A 23,029-nucleotide genomic window follows, 5' to 3' on the forward strand; every position below is an offset into this window, starting at 1 on the left:
GGCTAGGCCAGCCGGTGCCGATCGTGGCTGACCGACTTTCCGCCATGCCGGGCTTTCGACCTGACGAGGGACAGTAGAGGCTTTTCAAGGTGGCGGTGGACGAGCAGTCCGACCCCGATCGCCAATACGGCAAGGAGGGTCCAGGGGATGAAGGCGGCCAGCGGCGCGATCACCAGCATATGCACCAGATAGATGGAATAGGACGCGTCGCCGCCGTAGGCGAGCGCCGATGCCGCGCGTCCCTTGAACAGCGGTTCGAGCTGAAGTGCGCCCCATACCAGCACCGCCGCCGGGACGCCCCAGAGGACGGCGCGAAGCGGCTGGCTGACATCGAACACGCCATAGGGGTGGCTGAGCTGCGGCGTGGTGAACAGGACGATGGCTGCGATTCCGCCCATCACCGCACCGCCACCGATTGCGGGGCGCGCACCGGGCAGGCGAGCGATGAGAACGCCCATCAGAAATTCGAGGATGATCGGGTTGCCGACGAAGGCCAGCAACGGTGTCCCAACTGCAAGCGCACCGGCAAGGGCCACGACATAGGCAAGCGTCAAGACCGGTGCCGCGCGCCGATCTACCAGAACGAGACTCGCGCAGACATAGAACAGCATCTCGAAGCAAAGCGTCCAGCCGACGAACAGGTAGGGGACGGTGAAGTCGCCCATGACCGGCCACAGCGTGATCGACGTGAAGGCCCGCGCGGCGTCCCATTTGCCGTTGACGACGATCTGATAGACCATTTTCGGCAGCAGGATTGCCCACCAGAACGGATATATTCGAGTCAGGCGCGATCGGAGGAAGCTGGTCGGCGTATGCTTGGGTAGCAGGCTGGCGATGATGAAGCCCGAAATGACGAAGAAAATGTCGCAGCCGACATTGCCCAGCGGAAAGGCGTGCGAGGCATGCGTGACGACCACCAGGCTGGCGGCGATGAAGCGTAACGCCTGTATCGATTGCAGTCTGCCGTGCACCATCGTCCCTCTTCGCCGCCGGACGATAAAGTTGAATGCCTAAGAAACCATGTTCGCGGATCGCGACCGCCTGCACAGGCCGCCGCCAAAGAAAAACCCCCGGCGGGTTAGGCCGGGGGTCGATGGTGGGTTAAACCTTGGCGTTACGCCTTGCAGCTCTTGCCGTTCAGCGTGATCGTGGCGCTGGTCGCGTCGCCGGTAAGGGCGCCTTCGGCTGGCGCGGCGCCGACGTCGGTCTTGCTTTCCTTGACGCGGGCGGTGCCGTCGCTCAGCCAGTCGATGTAGACCAGGCTGTTATCCTTGCAGCGATAGGTCTTGGCGGCCTGGATCGAGGGCGGAAGTTCGACCGGCGCGGCGTTCGCCAGCTGGTCGGCCATCGGGTCGGCAGGGCCGGCGACGATCGTCTTGTCTTCCTTGTTGCACGCGGCAAGCGCCAGCGCAGCAACGGCGGTCAGGGTCAGGGTGCGAATCATGGACGCGCTATTAACGATTTAAGGGGGGCGGCGTAAAGCACGCATCGTTGCATTGGCGCGAAGCCTCTCATATCTTGGCCAGAATGGACGGAGCGCAGAGGGAGGAGCGCAGACAGCGCGTGCGCATAGGCCTGACCGGCCTCGCGTTCGTGTTTCTGCTCGTTTTGCTGGGGACGGCGATCAGCCGGTCGGGCAACGACACGTCCGGGCCGATCGCCAATCTTGAAAATATGGTCGACGCCGATCCCGACGATCCGCTGGCGCAGATCGGCGCGGCGCCGGGCGTCGCCAAGGCCGACAATAGCGCACTTCCCGCCGATGAACCCAAACAGGGGTCGAAAACCAAGTGAACCGATTGCTGTTGTCGCTGGTCGCTGCGGCCGCAGCCGTCGGCGGTGTGGCCTTTTGGCAGGCTGATCGACTGTCGTCGGCGGGCGGCGACGCGAAGGGCGCGGCGGCGATTGGCGAAAAGCCGACGCTGGCGCTGCTTACTAGCCTTCCGATCATGTTCGGCGAGCGGTTCGGGCTCGACGGCGGGGCAGGCGGCCTGTCCGCGGCACTGGCCGGCGATTATGAGCTTCGCTCGATCGCCGTTACCGACGCAGCCTCGCTCCAACCCTTCCACCTGCTGCTGATGGCCCACCCGAGGGCGCAGCCGGCGGAGGCGCTGGTCGATCTCGACAATTGGGTACGCGGCGGCGGCAGGCTGCTGCTGCTCGCCGATCCGCGGCTCGACTGGGACAGCGACCGGCCGATCGGCGACAAGCTGCGTCCGCCGCCGGACTTCGCCGATACCGGCCTGCTTGCGCATTGGGGCCTGACCCTCGCCGGGCCAAGCGCCGACGGCCCGGTCAGCGTCGACGCCGACGGTCTGCCGATCGTCGTTTCAAGCCCGGGGCAGCTGTCGGCGCGCAACCGGCGCTGCGCCATCGCGGCGGGCGGGCTGATCGCGCGCTGCCAGGTTGGCGAGGGCGACGTAACCGTGATCGCCGACGCCGACTTCATCAATGTCAGCGGCGCGGGCGCGCTGGACGGGCCGACGGACCGGAATCTTGAGCTTGTCACGCGTGAACTCGCGCGCCTTGCGCGTTAACGCGCACCCCTGCACGCCGCCGCGCCCGCGTTCACGCCCACGCGCGCGGATCATAAGGTGAGGCGCCTTTTCCAACAGGGTTATCCACAGGGTTGTCCCGCAAGAACAACCATGGAACAAAGGGTAAAGAAAACACTAAAAAACCGTTGAAAATCCGCCACAGGGCATCAAAACCCACGAAATGGCATCAAAACCCATTGTATCCCGCAGGTCGTTGAGTTACCAACAACGACTGTAGAGCGGGGCAAACCTGTATTGAGTCGAAACAGGGCCGGGCGCGCGGGATGCCGCGCACCCGCCGCAGGGGACGCTTTGCCTACGCTTTGGGAGCAGGACGTGGGCTTAGAGCATCTGTTTCAAGGCAGTGCTTTGAACGCGGTGGACGCGAAGGGTCGCGTTTCCGTGCCCGCTTTCCTGCGTACCGTGATCGAACGCCGCGGCGACGCCCGCGCCATCGTCCTGGCCAAGCACGACCAGTTTCCCTGCCTCAGCGCCTATGATCCTGCCTACGCCGCGCTGAAGCATGCGAAGATCGAGCGCCTTGCCGAGAAGCAGGAAACCGACCCCGCGTCGGAGCTTGATTATCTGCGCCGCACCATGATGGCCTTCGGCGCCACCGAAGAGGTTCCTTACGATAGCAGCGGCCGGATCATCGTGCCCCCGATGATGCGCCGCAAAGGGGGACTCGCCGACCTCGCCCTGTTCCTAGGGGTCGGCGAGACCTTCCAGATCTGGAATCCGGACGAATTTCTGAAGCATCCGGATATCCCTGAAGACCTGAAGGACATCTGTCGCTTCCGGCTCGAGGAGCGCGGGCTATGAGCGCCGCGCCGCACGTTCCTGTCCTCATCAACGAGGTCGTAGCGGGTCTCGCCGTCGTCCCCGGCGAGACCCTAGTCGACGGCACCTTCGGAGCGGGCGGCTACACGCGCGCCCTGCTCGGGGCGGGGGCGGGACGAGTGATCGGGTTCGACCGCGATCCGGATGCGATCGCGAATGGACCTGCGCTCGTCCCGGACGCCAAGCTTACGCTGATCCACGAACGTTTTTCGCAAATGGACAAGGCGCTGGCCGAGCGCGACCTGCTGCCGGTCGACGGCATCGCCCTCGACATCGGCGTCAGCTCGATGCAGCTCGACCAGGCCGACCGCGGCTTTTCCTTCCAGCAGGACGGGCCGCTCGACATGCGCATGAGTCAGTCGGGCCAGACCGCCGCCGACTTCGTCAACGAAGCCGACGAGGGTGAGATCGTCCGCGTCCTCAAGGATTATGGCGAAGAGCCGCGTGCCCGCACCGTCGCCAAGGCGATCGTCAAGGCGCGTCCGCTGACCCGCACCTCGGAACTGGCGAACGTCGTGCGCAAGGCGCTTGGCCATCACGCGGGGATGAAGACCGACCCGGCGACCAAGACCTTCCAGGCGATCCGCATCCACCTCAACGCGGAACTGGAAGAGCTGGAGCAGGGCCTTCGCGCCGCCGAACGTTCGCTGCGTCCCGGCGGCCGCCTTGCCGTGGTGACCTTCCACAGCCTGGAAGACCGGATCGTCAAGCGCTTCCTGCGCACCCGCAGCGGCGGCGACCCCGCCGGCTCGCGTCACCTGCCGATGGCCCACAAGGGGCCGTCGCCGACCTTTGAACAAGTTGCCAAGCCGGTGTCCCCGTCGGATGCCGAGCTGGCCCGTAACCCGCGCGCGCGTTCCGCCCGGCTGCGCACCGCAGTCCGCACTGGGGCGCCCGCGTGGGACCAGCCCGGTACGAGGGAGAAAGCAGCATGAGCGCGCGTGGTTTCGGACCGGTCATCTGGGCAGGTGCGGTCGCCGGCGCGGCGCTGAGCTTCTACCTCGTATCCCTTCGCGTCGCGTCCGAGCGGGCGGCGCTGGAGGATGTCGAAACCGAAATCGCGCTGACCCAGCGCGACATTCGCGTGCTGCAGACCGAACTCGGAACGCGCGGTCGGCTAGCCCAGCTGGAACGGTGGAACGTCAAGTTCATCCAGCTGTCGGCGCCGACCGCCGACCAGTTCGTCGACGGCGGCTTCCAGCTGGCGACCCTGGTCAAGCCCGAAGCCAAGCCGGTGGTCGATGCGCCGGTGGTCATGGCGTCGGCCCCGGTCGAGGACGTTAACGCACGCAAGCTGAGCGGTGACGCCGTCGTCGACGTGGCCCCGTCAGCCACCCCGGCGCCCGCCGCGACGGCCCCGCGCCCGTCGAAGTCGGCCGGCGATATGATGGTCGTTGCCGGCTATACCCCGCCCGCGAAGGTGCGGGCAGAGGTTGCGCCGGCGCCGCCCAAGCCGGCTAAGGCCGACGTCAAGACGTCGACGCCGGGTGCAAAGCCTTCCGCTGCAAAGCCTGCGACGAAGCCCGTCAAAACTGCGACGGCTGATCCGCTGTCGCCCTTGCCAACGGCCAAGGCCAAGGGCAAAGCGGCAACGGGAGTCACCGGGGCGACACCCAAAAAACCCAATCAAACCAAGGCTAGTGTAACCGACTGATGAACGCGCCGACGCCCGCTCTCGTCGCACGGCCCGAGCGGCTCCGACTGGTCGGACAGCGCCGCCAGATATTGGCCGTCATGCACCAGCGCCTGATGTTCGGCATGCTGGTGTACGGTGCGATCGTCGCCGTCATCGCCCTTCGCCTGCTCTATCTCGGCGTGTTCGGGGATCATGCCGGACGCAAGCAGGGGTTCGGCGGTCTTAACGTCGAGCGCGGCGACATCGTCGACCGCGACGGCATCGCGCTGGCCCGCACCATCGATGCCTGGACCATCGGCCTCAACGGCAAGAAGGTGATCGGCAACAAGCTCGACCTCGCCCGCAAGCTCGCCGCGCTGATGCCTGAAAAGGACGAGGCGACCTATCTCAAGATGCTGCGGTCGGGTAAATTCTTCTACCTGCGTCGCCGCGCCGCCCCGGACCTGGTCGCCGCCGTCAACGCGATCGGCGAGCCCGGCCTGCAGCTCGAGCGCGAGCCCGACCGGCTTTATCCGCAGACGACGCTTGCCGCGCATGTGCTGGGCTATACCGACATCGACGGTCACGGCACGTCGGGCATCGAACGGGCGTTCGACAAGCAGCTGCTCGATCCGGCGCTGCGCAACCAGCCGCTCGCGCTATCGATTTCGAGCCGGGTGCAGCAGGCGCTCGAGCATGAACTCAACGAGGCCATGGTCAAATTCTCGGCCATCGGCGCGGCGGGCGTCATCATGGACGTCCACACCCACGAAGTGCTGGCGATGACGTCGCTGCCGACGCTCAATCCCAACTCGCCGGGCCAGGCGATCGATGCGGCGCGGTTCAACCGGGCGGCGCAGGGAGTCTACGAACTGGGGTCGACCTTCAAGCCGTTCACCGTGGCGATGGCGATGGACAGCGGCGTGGTCCGCTCAATGGGGCAGATGTACAATTGCCCGCGCGAATATCCGATCTACGGCCACGTCATCCACGACACCCATCCCTTCGGCCGCGCCTGCTCGGTCGCCGAAATCATGATGGAAAGCTCCAACATCGGCACCGCCCAGATCGCCGACCAGCTGGGCACCAAGCGCCAGCAGGCGTTCCTGAAAAAGATGGGCTTCCTCGACCGCGTCGAGGTGGAACTGGCCGAAAAGGGCCATCCGATCCTGTCGCGCAACTGGGGGCCGTTCGAAACATTGAACGTCGGCTTCGGTCAGGGGATCGCGGTCACGCCGCTGCAGCTGGCGAACGGCTATGCGACCCTGTTCAACGGCGGCATCTACCGCCCGGCGACGATGCTCCGGGTCGACGACGCGCATCCCATGACCAACGGTCGCCGCGTGTTCAGCGCCGAAACCAGCCGCAAGATGCGCGCCCTGCTGCGCCTCGTCGTCACCAACGGCACCGGCAAGAACGCCAATGCCGAAGGCTATCGCATCGGCGGCAAGACCGGGACCGCGCAGAAGGTCATCAACGGCCATTATTCCAAGACCATCAACATCACCTCCTTCGCCGGCGTGTTCCCGATGGACGATCCGCGTTATGTGATCGTTGTCATGCTCGACGAACCCCATGCGACGGCCGACACCTTCGGTTTCACCACCGCCGGCTGGAACGTCGCGCCGGTGGTCAAGAAGACCGTCAGCCGCATCGCGCCGATGCTGGGCGTGCGCCCCGACAAAAAGCTTGAGCCCAACATGGCCGAGGTGCTTCCCTACGTTCACGAGGAGAAGTGAACGCCATGAAGCTGGGGCAGCTTGCCGGGATTGAAAGCGATTCAGAAGTGACCGGGTTTGCGCTGGACCATCGCAAGGTGGCGCCGGGCGATATCTTCGGCGCGTTCAAGGGCGCGCGCTTCAATGGCGAGGATTTCATCGCCGACGCGGTCAGACGCGGCGCGACGGCCGTTGTTGCCGGCCCCGGGGCCAAGGTCGAGGGCGTTCCGCACTTGTGCGCCGACGAGCCGCGCAGGCTGTTCGCGGACCTCGCGGCGAAATTCTATGGTCCCTATCCGGACACGGTGGTGGCCGTCACCGGCACCAACGGCAAGACCTCGACAGTCGAACTTGCCCGCCAGCTTTGGCGCCTTGCCGGCCATCGTTCGGCGTCGATCGGTACACTGGGCGTCACCACCGCCGACGACCAGGTGAAGACGGGCCTCACCACCCCCGACATCGTCACCTTCCTCAGCAACATGGCGGGGCTGAAGCGCATGGGGATTTCCCATGTCGCTTACGAAGCCTCCAGCCACGGTCTCGACCAGTATCGCGCCGAAGGGGTGCCGGTGAAGGCCGCCGCCTTCACCAACCTGTCGCGCGACCATCTCGACTATCACGGCACCATGGACGCCTATTTCGAGGCGAAGATGGCGCTGTTCGATCGCGTCGTCGAACCCGGCGGCACGGCAGTCGTGTGGATGGGCGATGCCCGTTCGGTCGACGTGATCGAGCGCGCCCGCACCCGCGGCCTGAAGGTCATGACCGTCGGGCCCGGCGGCGACACGATCGACCTGCTGTCGCGCAGTTCCACCGCGCTCGGCCAGCAGCTGACGCTGATGCACGAAGGCAAGCAGTACAAGCTCAGCCTGCCGCTGATCGGCGCCTACCAGATGAACAATGTCCTGACCGCGGCCGGCCTGGTTCTCGCCACCGGCGGCGATTGGGCGACGACCCTGGCCGGAATGGGCCGCGTGTCGCCGGTGCGCGGTCGGCTGGAGCGGGCGGTGATCACCCCGGCGGGTGCGCCGGTCTATGTCGACTATGCCCATACCCCCGATGCGGTCGAGGCGGCCATCGCCGCCCTGCGTCCCCACGTGTCGGGTCGGCTCATCACCGTTCTCGGTGCGGGCGGCGACCGCGACCATGGCAAGCGGCCCGAAATGGGCCGCGTCGCCGCAACGCTCAGCGACGTCGTCATCGTCACCGACGACAACCCCCGCAGCGAAGATCCCGCGACGATCCGCAAGGCCGTGCTGGAAGGCGCGCGCGATGCCACCGAAATCGGCGACCGGCGCGACGCCATCGCTGCCGCAATTCAAATGGCGAAGGCGGGCGACATCGTCCTCCTCGCCGGCAAGGGCCATGAACAGGGCCAGATCATTGGAGACAAAGTGCTTCCCTTCGACGACGTAACCGTGGCTCGGGAATGTGCTGCATGACCGCCTTGTGGACCAGCGATGAAATCGTCGCCGCAACGGGCGGAAAGCTCATCGGCGCGTCATTCGAGGTCGTGGGGGTCGCCTTCGACAGCCGTGAGATAGAGCCCGGCTTCCTGTTCGTCGCCATGCCCGGCACCGTCTATGACGGTCACCAGTTCGTCGCCAAGGCTATCGCATCGGGCGCGGCCGGCGTGCTGGTGTCGCAGGCGGTGGATGGCCCGCACATCCTGGTCGCCGACGTGCCTGCCGCGCTGACCGCGATGGCGGTCGAGGCGCGCCGCCGCATGAAGGGGACTGTCCTCGGCGTCACCGGGTCGGTCGGCAAGACCTCGACCAAGGAGGCGCTGGCCGCCGCGCTCGAACGCTTCTCGCCGCACAAGGTCCATCGGTCGGTCAAAAGCTACAACAATCACACCGGCGTGCCGCTGAGCCTCGCCCGCATGCCGCGCGACAGCCGCTATGCGGTGCTGGAAATGGGCATGAACAACGCGGGCGAGATCGCCGCGCTGACCCGGCTCGTCCGCCCGCATGTCGCGCTGATCACCGCCATCGCCTCGGCCCATATCGAAAACCTCGGGTCGATGGAGGCGATCGCCGACGCCAAGGCCGAAATCTTCGAAGGGCTGGAGCCCGACGGCGTTGCCATCATTCCCGAAGACACGCCCCACCGCGACCGGCTGCTGAAGGCCGCACGCCGATGGGCCGACCGCATCGTCACCTTCGGGTCGGGCGAAGCCGACGTCAGCGCGCTCCACGCGGTCCGCGCCGACAATGGCGGCAGCCTGGTCACCGCGCGGCTGGTCGAAAGCGAAGTCACCTACACCATCGCCCAGCGCGGCGATCATTGGGTGTCCAACTCGCTCGCCGTCCTTGCGGCGGTCGAAGCGGTCGGCGCCGACCTTGCGGTCGCCGGCCTCGCGCTGGCGGAGATGGGCGGCCTCAAGGGTCGCGGCGAACGCCACATGCTCGATGTCGACGGCGGCCAGTATCTGCTGATCGACGAAAGCTACAACGCCAACCCCGCCTCGATGGCCGCGACATTGAAGTCGCTGGGCGCGGAGCGCGACGTCAAGCGCCGCATCGCCGTCCTCGGCCCGATGCGCGAGCTGGGCGAGAAGGCGGCCGAGCTGCACGCCGGCCTCGCCGAAGCGGTGCGCGAAGCAGGCATCGACCACCTCATCCTCGTCCACGCCGACATGCGCCCGCTTGAAGACGCATTGGACGGCGACATCATCGTCGACCGCGCCGAGGGGCCGGACGACGCCGCCGAGCTGCTCGCGCGGATCGTCGAGCCGGGCGACGCGGTCTTGGTCAAGGCATCCAACTCTATCGGGCTTGCGAAGCTGGTCGAACGGATGGCAGGGGGTTTGGCGACGTGCTCTACTTAATCGCAGAACAGCTCGGCTTCCCGGGCATCCTGAACCTTATCCGCTACATCAGCTTCCGGGCGGGTGCGGCGACCGCGACCGCGCTGATCATCGGCCTGCTGCTGGGCCCGGCGTTCATCCGCTGGCTGCGCGAGAAGCAGGGCAAGGGCCAGCCGATCCGCGCCGACGGGCCGCAGAGCCACCTCGCCAAGCGCGGCACGCCGACCATGGGCGGGCTGCTGATTCTGATTTCGGTCGCCATCTCCACCCTGCTGTGGATGGACCTCAAAAACCCCTACGTCTGGGCCTGCCTGCTGGTCACCGGCGGGTTCGGGCTGATCGGTTTCCTCGACGATTACGACAAGGTGAAGAAGGCGCACCACGCCGGCCTGTCGGCCAAGATGCGGCTGTTTCTCGAATTCGCTATCGCCGGCTTCGCCACCTGGCTGATGGTGCGGATGAGCGGGACGCAGCTCTACCTGCCATTCGTGCAAGGGTCGGTGATCGACCTTGGCTGGCTCTACATCGCCTTCGGCGCGTTCGTGATCGTCGCCTTCGGCAATGCGGTGAACCTCACCGACGGGCTCGACGGGCTGGCGACCATGCCGGTGATCATCGCCTGCATGGCCTTCACGCTGATCGCCTACCTCGTCGGCAACGCCAAGTTCGCGACCTACCTCGGCATCCCGCATGTTCTGGGGGTCGGCGACCTTACCATCCTGCTGCTCGCCATCGTCGGGGCGGGGCTGGCGTTCCTGTGGTTCAACGCGCCGCCCGCAGCGGTCTTCATGGGCGACACCGGCAGCCTCGCGCTCGGCGGCGCGATCGGCGCGGTCGCAGTGGCGGCGCATCATGAATTCGTGCTGGCGGTCATCGGCGGCCTGTTCGTGCTCGAAGCGGTCAGCGTCATCATCCAGGTGTTCTGGTTCAAGCGGACCGGCAAGCGCATCTTCAAGATGGCGCCGATCCACCACCATTTCGAACATCTGGGGTGGAGCGAGCCGACCGTCGTCATCCGCTTCTGGATCATCAGCTTCGTGCTGGCGCTGGCCGGCCTTTCGACCCTCAAGCTGCGGTGATCACGGCCCGGGCCTTCTTGGGAAAACATTATGCTGTCCTGGGCCTCGCCCGCTCGGGACTGGCGACGGTCGAGGCATTGCTGGCGAGCGGGGCCAAGGTCACCGCTTGGGACGACCGTGAAGAGGCGAGGGCGGCCGCGCCTGAAGGCACCATCGTCGACGATTTCGTCGGCGGCGACCTGACCCGCTTCGACAGCATCGTCGTCACCCCCGGCCTGCCATTGAATCGCCACCCCATCGCCCCGGCAGCCAAGGCGGCGGGGGTCGAGATCATCGGTGACATCGAACTCTTCGCCCGCGCCCGGCCCGAACTGCCGCCGCACAGGGTGGTCGGCATCACCGGCACCAACGGCAAGTCGACCACCACCGCGCTCATTCACCACATTCTCAAGACCGCAGGCGTGCCGACGACGATGGGCGGCAACATTGGCCTGCCGATCCTGGCGCAGGACCCGCTTCCCGAGGGCGGGGTCTATGTGCTCGAACTGTCGAGCTACCAGATCGACCTGACCAAGAGCCTCGACTGCGACGTCGCGGTGTTGCTCAACATCACGCCCGACCATCTCGACCGGTATGAGAGCTTCGAGGCGTACGCAGCGTCGAAGATGCGGCTGTTTGAAATGCAATCGCATGCACATGCTGCCGTGATTGCGACGGATAATTTTTGGGTACGTGAGTATATGATGGCCATGACTGGCGGCCCGGGTTCGATCACACATCGAATTCCCGGAACGCAGATCAATTGGGAGGAGCAGACCCGTTGGCCTGCGCTCCAAGGGCCCCACAATCTAGAAAATGTGTTCGCGGCCGAGAATGCGCGCGTCGATCTCGGCATCCTCCGAGACCTTGTGTGGGGTCCGGGTGGTGCTTTCGAGACCTACCCCGGCCTCCTCCATCGCATGGAGCGCATCCGCGACATCGACGGCGTCCTCTACGTCAACGACAGCAAGGCGACCAATGCCGAAGCCGCCGCGCCCGCGCTCGCCGCTTACCCGCGCATCCGCTGGATCGTCGGCGGGCAGGCCAAGACCGAGAGCCTGGGCGACACCGAAAAGCATCTCGGCCACGTCGTGAAAGCCTATGCCATCGGTGAGGCGGGGCCGATGTTCGCGCGGTTGCTGCGCGATCACGGCATCGAGGTCGCCGAGAGCGGCACGCTCGATGCTGCCGTTCGCGCTGCGGCTGCCGAAGCGCAAGATGGGGAGACGGTGCTGCTGTCGCCCGCCTGCGCCTCGTTCGACCAGTTCGCCAATTTCGAAGCGCGGGGCGATGCCTTCCGCCAGCTAGTGAGTGAATTATGAGTGAAGGCGGCCTTACCGGACGCATCAAGGCGGGAGCGGCGTGGGCTGACCCCAATCGCTATGGCCGGTCCGACCGCTCGGCCGTGGGCCGCTGGTTCTGGGAAATCGACCGCGTCCTGTTGCTGATGGTGGCGGTGCTGATCGGCATCGGCCTCATCGCCGTCGCCGCCGCCGCGCCCGCCGCCGCGCAGCGCTATTCGGGCGGCAATGTGAAGATCCCGGAACTCTATTATTTCTGGCGCCAGATCATGTGGATCGGCGTGTCGATGCCGGTGATGATCGTCATTTCGATGATGCCGCGCGACCGGCTGCGCCGCCTGTCGCTCATTGGCGCGGGCTTCTGCTTCGTCGGGCTGGTGCTGGTCCCCTTCATCGCGCCCGAGGTGAACGGCGCCCGGCGGTGGCTCAACCTCGGCATCGGTCAGTTCCAGCCGTCGGAATTCCTGAAGCCCTTCTTCGTCGTGTCGATGGCGTGGCTGTTGTCGCTGCGCGAAAAGGACAAGTCGCTGCCGGTCTTCTGGCTGTCGGCCTGCGTGCTGGCGGTGATCGCCGCGCTGTTGATGAAGCAGCCCGACTTCGGCTCGACCATCATTTTCGCCGCCGTCTGGGTAGCGATGCTGGCCATTGCCGGCATCAACCTGCGCATCCTTATAGGCCTTGGCGTCGCGGGCGTGGTCGGGATCGTGCTCGCCTATTTCTTCTATGACGTGGCGACCGTTCGCATCAACGGCTTCCTGTTCGGCGAAGGCGACAATTTCCAGGTCGAAAACGCCATGCGGACGCTGACCGCGGGCGGGCTGTTCGGCATGGGGCCGGGTGCGGGCACGAGGAAGTTCGGCCTGCCCGAACCGCACACCGACTATATCTTCTCCGTCATCGGCGAGGAATTCGGCCTGATCGCCTGCCTTGGCATCGCCTGCCTCTACCTCGCCATCGTAGCGCGGGTGCTGATCAAGCTGCTCGACGAAGAAAACAGCTTCGCCATCCTGGCGGCGTCGGGTCTGGTGCTCGAATTCGGGCTGCAGGCGCTGATCAACATGATGGTCAACGTCCAGCTGGCCCCGTCGAAGGGGATGACGCTGCCGTTCATCAGCTATGGCGGATCGTCGATGCTGGCGCTGTCGATCGGCATGGGATTGCTGCTCGCCTTCACGCGGCGAAATCCCTATCTGTCGCGTTCGCCCTATGTCGTGAAATGGGGCGGGGAGAATTTGGACTGATGAATATCACGCTGGCCGCCGGGGGAACCGGCGGGCACATGGTTCCCGCCCACGCATTGGCCGCCGAGCTGAAGAAGCGCGGCCATGGCGTCATGCTGGTCACCGACAGCCGCGGCACCAAGATCCCCGCGATCTTCGACGACGTGCCGGTCCATGTGCTGCCGGCCGGACGGCTCGGCGGCGGTCCGATCGGGATGCTGAAGTCCGTGCGCTCGGTCCTCGCCGGTCGGCGCGAGGCGAAGCGCCTCTATCGCGAATACCGCCCCGATGCGGTGGTGGGCTTCGGCGGCTATCCCGCCTTTCCCGCGCTGATCGCCGCCTCTTCGCTTGGCATCCCGACCATCATCCACGAACAAAATGCCGTGCTCGGCCGGGTCAATCGCTGGGTCGCGGGCAAGGCGGCGGCGATCGCCACTGCCTATCCCGATGTGCAAAAACTGAAGCCCGCCTATCGCGAAAAGGTCGCGCTGGTCGGCAATCCGGTGCGCGAAGAAGTCGCCGTGCTCGGCACCATGCCCTTCCCCGACTATGACGACACCGCACCGCTCAAGATCCTCGTCACCGGCGGCAGCCAAGGCGCGACGATCCTCGGGCAGGTCGTTCCCGAAGGCCTTGGCCAGCTTCCGCCGCGCCTGCGCCATCGCTTGCAGGTCGTGCAGCAATGCCGTCCGGACGATATCGAAGCGGTTCGCGCAAAATATGCCGAGCTGGGCATCCCGGCAGAGCTATCGACCTATTTGTCCGACATGCCCGCCAAGATTGGCGACGCCCACCTCATCATCGGACGGGCGGGCGCATCGACGATTGCCGAGCTGACTGCCGCGGGCCGTCCCGCCATCCTCGTGCCGCTGCCGATTGCGACCGACGATCACCAGACCTTCAATGCCCGCGAAATGGCCAAGGCCGGCGGCGCGCGGATGATCCCGCAGCCGCAGTTCACGCCCGAAGTGCTGGCGGAGCAGATCGCGGTGATTGCCGGGGACAGCCAGGCGATGGCCAACGCCGCCGCCCGCGCCCTGTCGGTCGGCCGCCCGCACGCCACCAGCGACCTCGCCGACCTGGTCGAACGCATCGCCGGCGGCCTTTCGCCGCTGGTCGTCGGCCCGGCCGGCCTCCAACCCGAACCGCGTCTTGCCATGGGAGCGCCCGCATGAAAGCCATGGGAACCGAAATCGGGACGATCCACTTTGTCGGCATCGGCGGCATCGGCATGTCCGGCATCGCCGAAGTGATGCACCACCTCGGCTACAAGGTGCAGGGCAGCGACCGCGCCGAAAGCTATGTCACCGAAGGCCTGCGCAAGCGCGGCATCCCGGTGATGATTGGGCAAAGCGCCGACAACCTCGGCGATGCGGCGGTGCTGGTCTGCTCGACCGCGATCCGCGACGACAATCCCGAAGTGAAGGCCGCCGCCGAACGCCGCCTGCCGCGCGTGCGCCGTGCCGAAATGCTGGCCGAACTGATGCGGATGCAATCGACCATCGCGGTCGCCGGCACTCACGGCAAGACGACCACCACTTCGCTCATTTCCGCCATGCTCGACGCCGGCGGGATCGAACCGACCGTGATCAACGGCGGCATCATCAACAGCTACGGCTCCAACGCCAAGCTGGGCGACGGCGAATGGATGGTGGTCGAAGCCGACGAAAGCGACGGCAGCTTCCTGCGCCTCGACGGCACCATCGCGGTCGTCACCAACATCGACCCCGAACATCTCGAACATTACGGCAGCTTCGACAAGGTGAAGGACGCCTTCGTCGAATTCATCGAGAATGTGCCCTTCTACGGGCTGGCCGTGATGTGCGTCGACCACCCAGAAGTGCAGGGCGTATTGAGCCGCATCCGCGACCGCCGCGTCGTCACCTACGGCACCTCGACGCTGGCCGATGTGCGCGCCGACAATATCGTCGCCGAAAATGGCGGCAGCCGCTTCGACGTCAGCATCCTTGGCCGCGATGGTGAGCGGCGGGTGATCGAGGGCGTCTTCGTCCCCATGCCAGGCCGCCACAATGTGCTGAACGCGCTGGCTGCGGTCGCCGTCGGCCTCGAATTCAAGATGGACGATGCGACGATCGCTAACGGATTCGCCAAGTTCGGCGGTGTGAAGCGCCGCTTCACTAAGGTGGGCGAGGTCGACGGCGCGACGGTCATCGACGATTACGCCCACCACCCGGTCGAAATTCGCGCCGTGCTGTCGGCAGCGCGCGAGGCGGCGGACGAGCGTGTGATCGCGGTGGTCCAGCCGCACCGCTTCACCCGCCTGCGCGACCTGATGGACGACTTTCAGGGTGCGTTCAACGACGCCGACGTGGTGTTCGTCGCCCCGGTCTATGCCGCCGGCGAAGAGCCGATCGACGGCGTCGATGCTGAGGCGCTGGCGGAGGGGCTGCGCGCCCGCGGTCACCGCATGGTCAAAACGGTCAGCGACGCCGCCGACCTTGCCGCCTCGCTCCGCGACCTCGCCGCCGAAGGTGACATGATCGTGTGCATGGGCGCAGGCGACATCACCAAATGGGCGGCGGGGCTGGCCGACGGGATCAAGGCGGCGAGGGCGGCCAAGTGAGCGATGTCATGACTGTGCCGCCCGTTCGCGGCAGGTTGAAGCCTGATGCCCCGCTTGCGCCGCTGGTCTGGTTCAAATCCGGCGGCCATGCCCAATGGCTGTTCGAACCCGCCGACACAGACGACCTCGTCAATTTCCTGAAGGCGCTCGACCCCTCGGTGCCGGTCATGGGCCTGGGGCTCGGCAGCAACATGATCGTCCGAGATGGCGGCGTTCCAGGTGTGGTCGTCCGCCTCGGCAAAGCTTTCGCCAAGGTCGAAAGGCTCGACGAAGTCACACTCAAGTGCGGCGGCGGGGCCAGCGGTATTCTCGTCTCCTCGACCGCCCGCGACGCCGGCATCACGGGCGTCGAATTCCTTCGTTCCATTCCCGGCACGGTCGGCGGCTTCGTCCGCATGAACGGCGGCGCCTATGGCCGTGAGACCTGCGACATCCTCGTCCAATGCGAGGTCGTGCTGCGCTCGGGCGAGCGGGTGATGCTGTCCAACGCCGATCTCGGCTATACCTACCGCCACAGCGAATTGCCCGAACAGGCGATCGTCGTGTCCGCGACCTTCCGCGGCGAACCGGGTGACCCCGCCGCGATCCAGGCCGAAATGGACCGCATTGCGCAAAGCCGCGAGGAATCGCAGCCGCTGCGCAGCAAGACCGGCGGATCGACCTTCAAGAACCCGCCCGGCGACAAGGCGTGGCGACTGGTCGATGAGGCAGGCTGCCGCGGCCTTACGATGGGCGGCGCCCAAGTGTCGGAGAAGCATTGCAATTTCCTGCTCAACCTCGGTAACGCTAGCAGTGCCGATATCGAGGGGCTGGGCGAGGAAGTCCGGCGCCGCGTCAAGGAAAAGTCCAACATCTCCCTTGAATGGGAAATCCAGCGTATTGGAGTGCCGAAAGCGTGACTGACCAGCTCGACCGCAATCTCAACATCGTCGTGCTGATGGGCGGCTGGTCGTCGGAGCGGCCGGTGTCGCTGATGAGCGGCAATGGCGTCGCGGATGCGCTGAAGGACCGTGGGTTCACCAACGTCACCGCGGTCGACATGGACCGCAACGTCGCGCAGGTGCTGGCCGGCGTCCGCCCCAACGTCGTGTTCAACGCGCTGCACGGAACGCCGGGCGAGGACGGCACGGTGCAGGGCATGCTCGAATTGATGCAGATCCCCTACACCCATTCGGGCGTCACCACTTCGGCCATCGCGATCGACAAGGAACTGACCAAGGGCGTCCTCGTGCCCCATGGCGTGCGCATGCCCAAGGGCAAGATCGTGGAGAGCAAGTCGCTGTACGAAGGCGACCCGATGGCGCGGCCCTATGTGCTGAAGCCGGTCAACGAAGGCTCGTCGGTCGGCGTCGCGATCGTCACCGACGGCGGCAATTATGGTCACCCGATCAGCGCCAAGGCCGAAGGGCCGTGGCAGCATTTCGACACGCTTCTCGCCGAGCCCTTCATCAAGGGCCGCGAACTGACCGTCGCGGTGCTGGGCGACGAAGCGCTGTGCGTCACCGAATTGAAGCCCAAGGCGGGCTTCTACGACTTCGACGCAAAATATACCGACGGCCTCACCGAACATGTCTGCCCGGCGCAGGTCCCGGACAATGTCGCCAAGGTCATGATGGACATGGCGCTCGCCTCGCACCGCCTGCTCGGCTGCAAGGGCGCCTCGCGGAGCGATTTTCGCTGGGACGATGAGCTCGGCGAAGCCGGCGTCTACCTGCTCGAGGTCAACACACAGCCCGGCATGACCCCGCTCAGCCTCGTTCCTGAACAGGCCCGCCAAGTTGGCATCAGCTATGGCGAGCTGGTCGAGCGCATCCTGGCCGAAGCGCTCGAGGGAGCGAAGAAGACCACGGGAGCAACCAAGGGGTGAGCGCGGAGCGCGTCCGGCGGGGGGCGTCGGGCCGGACACGCCCCAAGGCAAAGGCACCGCGCGTTGCGGTCCCCAAACGGCTGGCAGCCAAGCTGCCGGTCGAGGAAGCGCAGGCCAACCGCCTCGCCACCTGGGCTTTCGGCTTCTTCGTGCTGGCGATCGCTGGCGTCGCGCTGGTCGCGTTGGACGTTCCGGCCAAGGTCGGGCTGGCGGCGGGCGAGGCGGTCGGCAACGCCGGCTTCCGCGTCCGCAGCGTCGACGTCCAGGGCATCCGCAAGATGGACCCCAAGCCGGTCTACGAAATCGCCTTGGGGCAGAAGACCACGGCGATGCCGCTGGTCGACGTCTCCGCGATCCGCAACGAACTGCTCAGCTATGGTTGGGTCAAGGACGCGCGCGTATCCCGCCGCTTCCCGGATACGCTGGTGGTCGACATTGTCGAGCGCAAGCCCGCTGCGCTGTGGCAGGACGATACGCGCCTGTCGCTGATCGATGCCGAAGGCGTCGTGCTCGACCGGGTGCCGGTCAGCCAGATGCCCGACCTGCCGCTGCTGATCGGCAAGGGCGCCAACCGCCAATCGACCGGGCTTGAAGCGCTCCTCGCCAAGGCACCGGCGATCAAGGCGCAGCTGGTCTCGGCAAGCTGGATCGGCGGGCGGCGCTGGGACCTTGCGCTGCAATCGGGCGAGACGCTGGCGCTGCCCGAAGGCCAGGCCGCGGCGGAAGCGGCATTGACGCGCTTTGCGAAGATGGACAAGGCAAGCGGCCTGCTGGGCCGGGGCATCGTCCGCTTCGACCTTCGCGTGAAAGACAAGATGATCGTCCGCTTGCCCCGCGCGGCCGGCGAGCCCATCGTGCCCGAAGCCAAGACCGAAAGTTGATGTTGTAACCCCATGGCCGCCGCCACCGACCAGCCCCTGATCGCCGCCCTCGACATCGGATCGTCGAAGGTCAGCGCGCTCATCTGCACGCTCGACGCCGACGGGCGGCTGCGCGTGCTCGGCACCGGCCAGCGCGAAAGCCGCGGGGTCAAGCGCGGCTATGTTACCGACATGGACCAGAGCGAGATCGCGGTCCGTGAATCGGTCGAACTGGCCGAACGCATGTCGGGCGTCACCATCGACGACATCTGGGCCAGCTTCGCCGCCGGCGGCCTGGTCAGCGACGTCGCCAATGTCGAGGTCGAACTGGGCGGCCACCAGGTCGAACAGTCGGACATCGACGAGCTTCTTTCCGCCGGCCGCAACGCGATCGACCGCAACGGGCAGGTCGTGCTTCATGCCCATCCCGCGCTCTACACCATCGACGGGGTCGAAGGCGTCAGCCATCCGATCGGCCTTCATGCCGACCGGCTGGGCGTCGACATCCACGTCGTCGCCGCCGATCCCGCGCCGCTGCGCAACATCGACTATGTCATCCGCTCGGCCCACCTCGGCGTCCGCGCGATCGTCGCCTCGCCGGTCGCCGCCGCGCGCGCTTGCCTGACCGACGAGGAGCGCGAACTCGGCGTCGCGCTGGTCGAAATGGGCGCCGAAGTCACCAATGTCTCGCTCCATGCCGGCGGCATGCTCGTCGGGCTGCGCTCGATCCCCTTGGGCGCCAAGGACATCACCGACGACATCGCCTGCGCCTTCGGCGTGCCGCGGCGCGAGGCGGAGCGTATGAAGTGCCGCTACGGCTCGGCGATGACGTCCCCGCGCGACAATCACGAAATGATCGAGGCGGTGCCGATCGGCGGCGAGGACGGGGGCGAGCCGCTGCGCATTACCCATGCCCAGCTGATCACCGTCATCCGCCAGCGCGTCGAAGAGATTACGAGCGAAGTCGAAAAAGCGCTGAAGAGCTTGGGCTTCACCGGCCCGGTCGGTCGGCAGGTCGTGCTGACCGGCGGCGGTGCCGAGCTCAAGAACATTGCCGACTATATGCAGGGCGTGCTCGGCCGCGCGGTCCGCGTGGGTCGTCCGCGCACCATCACCGGCCTGCCCGAAGCCCATTCGGGCCCGGCCTTCTCGACGCTGGTCGGGCTCATCATGCTCGCCGCGCGCGGCAGCGACGACATCCGCGACCTCGCCATGCCCGTCTCGCGCGAGAAGAAGGCCGCATCGGGCCTCATCGGCCGGCTGATGAGTGCCCTTAAGGCAGGCTACTAGTCGGTCTAATCCGTCGATTTGTGTCCTTTGGGACTCGGCGCTGTCTCATAATGAATCAAATCTTCACTTTTTTGGGGATGAGTTAATTTTTTGCTTGGGTCGCGAATCCCAATAGTGCAAAGATTCATCCCCACGGTTCAACGCGTTGCATGCTGCGAGGGGGTTTTACATGAGCATTGATTTCATCCGGCCGGAAGTCGACGAACTTCGCCCGAGAATCAGTGTCATCGGCGTCGGTGGCGCGGGCGGAAACGCCATCGCCAACATGATCGCGGCGGACGTCCAGGGCGTCCAGTTCCTGGTCGCCAATACCGACGCGCAGGCGCTCAACGCCTCGGCCGCGGATACCCGCATCCAGCTCGGCCTCAAGATCACCCAGGGCCTCGGCGCCGGGTCGCGTCCGGAAATCGGTCGCGCGGCGGCCGAAGAGACGATGGAAGAAATCGAAAAGGCGCTGGAAGGCGCGCACATGTGCTTCATCGCCGCCGGCATGGGCGGCGGCACCGGCACCGGCGCAGCCCCGGTCATCGCCAAGACGGCGCGTGATCGCGGCATCCTGACCGTCGGCGTCGTCACCAAGCCGTTCGCCTTCGAAGGCTCGCGCCGCATGCGCTCGGCCGATGCCGGCATCGAAGAACTGCAGAAGCATGTCGACACGCTGATCGTCATCCCGAACCAGAATTTGTTCCGCCTCGCCACTTCGGACACGACCTTCAAGGAAGCGTTCGAAATGGCCGACGAAGTGCTGCAGCAGGGCGTTCGCGGCATCACCGACCTGATGGTCATGCCGGGCCTCATCAACCTCGACTTCGCCGACGTCCGCTCGGTGATGGGTGAAATGGGCAAGGCGATGATGGGCACGGGCGAAGCATCGGGCGACAACCGCGCCATCGAAGCCGCCGAAAAGGCGATTTCCAACCCGCTGCTCGACGGCGTCAGCATGAAGGGCGCCAAGGGCGTGATCGTCTCGATCGTCGGCGGCGAGGACATGCGCCTGATGGAAGTCGACGAAGCGGCCAGCCACATCAAGGAACTGGTCGACCCCGACGCCAACATCATCTGGGGCAGCGCCTTCAACAACGACCTGCAGGGCAAGATCCGTGTCAGCGTCGTCGCCACCGGCATCGAAGCCGAGGAAGCCGCCCAACCGGCCCCGGGCAAGGTGTTCACCTTCCCGACTGCGACCCGCGCGCCGACCCCGATTCCGACGCCGACCATCACGCCGGCGCCGACCCCGACGTCGACCGTGACGGACGAAGACGACACCACGCTCGACCTCACTGCCGAGGACGAAGCGGACGAGCTGATGCTCGACAGCGAAGATATTCTCGCCGATCCGGTGATGGGCACGCCCATCGCTCCCCCGGCCGAAGAAGAAGAGGCTACCGCCAAGCCCGCGGCGCCGGCCACCGGCGGCACGCTGTTCGAACGCATGTCGAACATCGCTCGCGGCGCGTCGCAGGCGAATATCGAGGACGAACCGGCCCCGTCGTTCCGGCGCGAGCCGCTCGACATTCCGCGTTTCCTCAATCGTCAGAACAACCAGTAAACGCCGATCGAAGGGTGGAGTCCGGCTCGTCGCCGCGGCGCCACCTTTCATCGCTCGCCCCTTCCCATAAAGCTTTGAGCAAGCTTGGGTCTGGCAAGGGGAGAGACATGCTTCATATGCCCAAGTTGCGCCGCGGCCTGATCGCCGTTTCGCTCGGCCTTTCAGTTGCCGTCGCCATGCCCGCCGTCGCTGCGCAGGAAAGCGCGTCGGCCGCGATGTCGCGCAACATCCGCATCCTTGCCACCGATGCGCGCAACTTCGACGCATTGATCGGTGCCGGACGCGCCGCGCTCGACATGGGCGACGTCCAGTCCGCAGCCGGCTTCTTCGGCCGGGCGCAGGAAGTGCGCCCGCAGGACTGGCGAGCGATCGCGGGGGTCGGGGCGGCGATGGCGCAAACCGGCGACGCTGCCGGGGCGGTCCGGCAATTCAACGAGGCGCAGCGGCTCGGCGGCCCGGTCGCCAGCTTCGCAATCGACCGCGGCTTGGCCCGCGACCTTCTGGGCGACAATGCCAATGCGCAGGCGGACTATCGCCTGGCGCTCGGCGGCCCCGACGACGATGAAGCGCGTCGTCGCCTCGCGCTCAGCCTCGCCATTTCCAAGAAGAAGCGCGAGGCGCTGGAAACGATCCAGCCGTTGCTCAACCGCCGGGACCCGGGCGCCCAGCGCAGCCGGGCCTTCGTCCTTGCGCTGGCGGGCGACCGCAGCGGCGCTGCCGACGCCATCGAAGCGGTGATGCCCGGTACTTCTTCCCAGTTCGAACGCTTCTTCCGTTACCTGCCGAACCTTACGGCGGCGGAGAAGGCGGCCGCCGTCCACTTGGGCCTGTTCCCCGATGACGCCGCGACGCGAGTTGCCGTCGCCGACACGCCCGAACCCATGGCCGAGCCCGCCCGTCCCGTCGCGGTCGCGTCGAGGTCGGTGACCCCGCCGCTCAAATCCACGTCGTCCAAGCCCGCGGTCACCAAGCCGGCGCCGACCCGTCCTGCGCCCGAGCCGTCGGCCACCGAGCGCCGCCGCGTCCTCGCCCGTTCCGACCTGGGGACGTCGGTCAAGATGACGCTGGACCAGGAAGCCAGGGACAAGGCCGTGCGCAACGTACTGGCGGACCGCAAGAGTGCCGCGCCGCCGCAGCAGCCGGTCGTTCCGGCTCCCGCCCCGGGATTCTCCCTTCCGTCCGCGTCCTCCGAACCGGCTCCCGCGCCCGAGCCTGAGCCGCTGGTTATCGTCGACACCACGCCGCCCGCACCGGTCGACGCGACGGCCGCGCCGTCGGTCACGGAATTGCCAAAGGGTGTTGAAGGGCCGACCCTCCCGGCCGAAGAGGTCCGCCTGAGCGGGATCGACCGGTTGCTGGCGACCATTGCCGAGCCGCCGTCCCCGCCCAAGCCGAAGGTCGACGATCGCGCCGCCAAGGCCGCAGCGGCCAAGAAGGCTGCCGACAAGAAGGCGGCCGATGCCAAGGCCGCGGCGGACAGGAAGGAAAAGGAAGAGGCTGCGAAGCTCGGCGTCGCCGGCACCAACTGGGTCCAGCTGGCCGGCGGATCGAACCGCAGCTTCATGGCCAGCGAATATAAGAAGCTGTCGGCCAAATCGTCGCTGCTCAAGCGCCGCGACGGTTATGTCAGCGCGGGCAAGGACTATTTCCGCTTGCTGGTCGGTCCGTTCGACAGCAAGGCCGACGCCCAGGCCTTCGTCAACAAGCTTGCCAAGGACGGCGTGGACGGCTTTAGCTGGACCCGCACCCCGGCCCAGATCAAGATCGAAAAGCTTCCCTAG

At 66.3% G+C, this 23,029-nt stretch carries 21 protein-coding genes; 19 read left to right on the forward strand and 2 right to left on the reverse strand.

Annotation, left to right across the window (positions count from 1 at the left end):
- Positions 1-2: 2 nt before the first annotated feature.
- Positions 3-974, reverse strand: a complete 972-nt coding sequence (locus G570_RS04650; RefSeq protein WP_037499652.1) for an acyltransferase family protein — start codon at positions 972-974, stop codon at positions 3-5.
- A gap of 140 nt (positions 975-1,114) precedes the next feature.
- Positions 1,115-1,444 (reverse strand): hypothetical protein, encoded by a 330-nt coding sequence (locus tag G570_RS04655; RefSeq protein WP_037499654.1) that lies wholly within the window; start codon positions 1,442-1,444, stop codon positions 1,115-1,117.
- A gap of 119 nt (positions 1,445-1,563) precedes the next feature.
- Here G570_RS04655 and G570_RS04660 point away from each other — a divergent pair, with 119 nt between their 5' ends.
- From G570_RS04660 to G570_RS04750, 19 genes are all read left to right on the forward strand, one after another.
- On the forward strand, positions 1,564-1,794 hold the full coding sequence (locus tag G570_RS04660; RefSeq protein WP_245600258.1) for a hypothetical protein: 231 nt from the start codon (positions 1,564-1,566) through the stop codon (positions 1,792-1,794).
- The gene (locus tag G570_RS04665; RefSeq protein ID WP_037499657.1) at positions 1,791-2,537 is read left to right on the forward strand and encodes a hypothetical protein; all 747 of its coding nucleotides are present in this window, start codon (positions 1,791-1,793) and stop codon (positions 2,535-2,537) included. The genes G570_RS04660 and G570_RS04665 overlap by 4 nt, the downstream gene beginning before the upstream one ends.
- 402 nt (positions 2,538-2,939) lie before the next feature.
- Positions 2,940-3,359, forward strand: coding sequence for a division/cell wall cluster transcriptional repressor MraZ (locus tag G570_RS04670; protein ID WP_169731729.1), 420 nt, complete (start codon positions 2,940-2,942; stop codon positions 3,357-3,359).
- Positions 3,356-4,312, forward strand: coding sequence for a 16S rRNA (cytosine(1402)-N(4))-methyltransferase RsmH (gene rsmH / locus G570_RS04675; RefSeq protein ID WP_037499663.1), 957 nt, complete (start codon positions 3,356-3,358; stop codon positions 4,310-4,312). The genes G570_RS04670 and rsmH overlap by 4 nt, the downstream gene beginning before the upstream one ends.
- Positions 4,309-5,031 carry a hypothetical protein gene (locus tag G570_RS13115; protein ID WP_051504037.1) on the forward strand — a complete coding sequence of 241 codons (723 nt, stop codon included), beginning with the start codon at positions 4,309-4,311 and terminating at the stop codon, positions 5,029-5,031. Before rsmH ends, G570_RS13115 begins: the two co-directional genes overlap by 4 nt.
- Entirely contained in the window at positions 5,031-6,731 is a 1,701-nt protein-coding gene (locus tag G570_RS04685; protein WP_037499665.1) for a peptidoglycan D,D-transpeptidase FtsI family protein, read from the forward strand. Before G570_RS13115 ends, G570_RS04685 begins: the two co-directional genes overlap by 1 nt.
- A gap of 5 nt (positions 6,732-6,736) precedes the next feature.
- Complete coding sequence (locus G570_RS04690) at positions 6,737-8,152, forward strand: UDP-N-acetylmuramoyl-L-alanyl-D-glutamate--2,6-diaminopimelate ligase (protein ID WP_037503791.1); 1,416 nt, start codon at positions 6,737-6,739, stop codon at positions 8,150-8,152.
- Complete coding sequence (locus G570_RS04695; protein WP_037499668.1) at positions 8,149-9,540, forward strand: UDP-N-acetylmuramoyl-tripeptide--D-alanyl-D-alanine ligase; 1,392 nt, start codon at positions 8,149-8,151, stop codon at positions 9,538-9,540. Before G570_RS04690 ends, G570_RS04695 begins: the two co-directional genes overlap by 4 nt.
- The gene (mraY, locus tag G570_RS04700; RefSeq protein WP_037499669.1) at positions 9,528-10,598 is read left to right on the forward strand and encodes a phospho-N-acetylmuramoyl-pentapeptide-transferase; all 1,071 of its coding nucleotides are present in this window, start codon (positions 9,528-9,530) and stop codon (positions 10,596-10,598) included. The genes G570_RS04695 and mraY overlap by 13 nt, the downstream gene beginning before the upstream one ends.
- Positions 10,595-11,899 carry a UDP-N-acetylmuramoyl-L-alanine--D-glutamate ligase gene (gene murD, locus G570_RS04705; RefSeq protein WP_037499672.1) on the forward strand — a complete coding sequence of 435 codons (1,305 nt, stop codon included), beginning with the start codon at positions 10,595-10,597 and terminating at the stop codon, positions 11,897-11,899. Before mraY ends, murD begins: the two co-directional genes overlap by 4 nt.
- Entirely contained in the window at positions 11,896-13,119 is a 1,224-nt protein-coding gene (locus G570_RS04710; RefSeq protein WP_051504038.1) for an FtsW/RodA/SpoVE family cell cycle protein, read from the forward strand. Before murD ends, G570_RS04710 begins: the two co-directional genes overlap by 4 nt.
- On the forward strand, positions 13,119-14,273 hold the full coding sequence (gene murG / locus G570_RS04715) for an undecaprenyldiphospho-muramoylpentapeptide beta-N-acetylglucosaminyltransferase (RefSeq protein ID WP_037499674.1): 1,155 nt from the start codon (positions 13,119-13,121) through the stop codon (positions 14,271-14,273). Before G570_RS04710 ends, murG begins: the two co-directional genes overlap by 1 nt.
- Positions 14,270-15,682, forward strand: coding sequence for a UDP-N-acetylmuramate--L-alanine ligase (gene murC, locus G570_RS04720; protein WP_037499676.1), 1,413 nt, complete (start codon positions 14,270-14,272; stop codon positions 15,680-15,682). Before murG ends, murC begins: the two co-directional genes overlap by 4 nt.
- Positions 15,683-15,690: 8 nt before the next feature.
- Positions 15,691-16,581 (forward strand): UDP-N-acetylmuramate dehydrogenase, encoded by an 891-nt coding sequence (gene murB, locus G570_RS04725; protein ID WP_037503798.1) that lies wholly within the window; start codon positions 15,691-15,693, stop codon positions 16,579-16,581.
- Positions 16,545-17,549, forward strand: coding sequence for a D-alanine--D-alanine ligase (locus tag G570_RS04730; protein WP_051504040.1), 1,005 nt, complete (start codon positions 16,545-16,547; stop codon positions 17,547-17,549). The genes murB and G570_RS04730 overlap by 37 nt, the downstream gene beginning before the upstream one ends.
- Positions 17,546-18,430, forward strand: coding sequence for a cell division protein FtsQ/DivIB (locus G570_RS04735; RefSeq protein ID WP_051504041.1), 885 nt, complete (start codon positions 17,546-17,548; stop codon positions 18,428-18,430). The genes G570_RS04730 and G570_RS04735 overlap by 4 nt, the downstream gene beginning before the upstream one ends.
- 12 nt (positions 18,431-18,442) lie before the next feature.
- A complete protein-coding gene (gene ftsA, locus G570_RS04740; protein WP_037499681.1) occupies positions 18,443-19,699 on the forward strand; it encodes a cell division protein FtsA in 1,257 nt (418 codons plus the stop codon).
- Positions 19,700-19,868: 169 nt separating this feature from the next.
- Positions 19,869-21,248 (forward strand): cell division protein FtsZ, encoded by a 1,380-nt coding sequence (ftsZ, locus tag G570_RS04745; RefSeq protein WP_037499684.1) that lies wholly within the window; start codon positions 19,869-19,871, stop codon positions 21,246-21,248.
- 107 nt (positions 21,249-21,355) lie between these two features.
- Positions 21,356-23,029, forward strand: coding sequence for an SPOR domain-containing protein (locus G570_RS04750; protein WP_037499688.1), 1,674 nt, complete (start codon positions 21,356-21,358; stop codon positions 23,027-23,029).

Origin of the sequence: Sphingomonas jaspsi DSM 18422 (genome assembly GCF_000585415.1) — a bacterium.
Taxonomy (GTDB): domain Bacteria; phylum Pseudomonadota; class Alphaproteobacteria; order Sphingomonadales; family Sphingomonadaceae; genus Sphingomicrobium; species Sphingomicrobium jaspsi.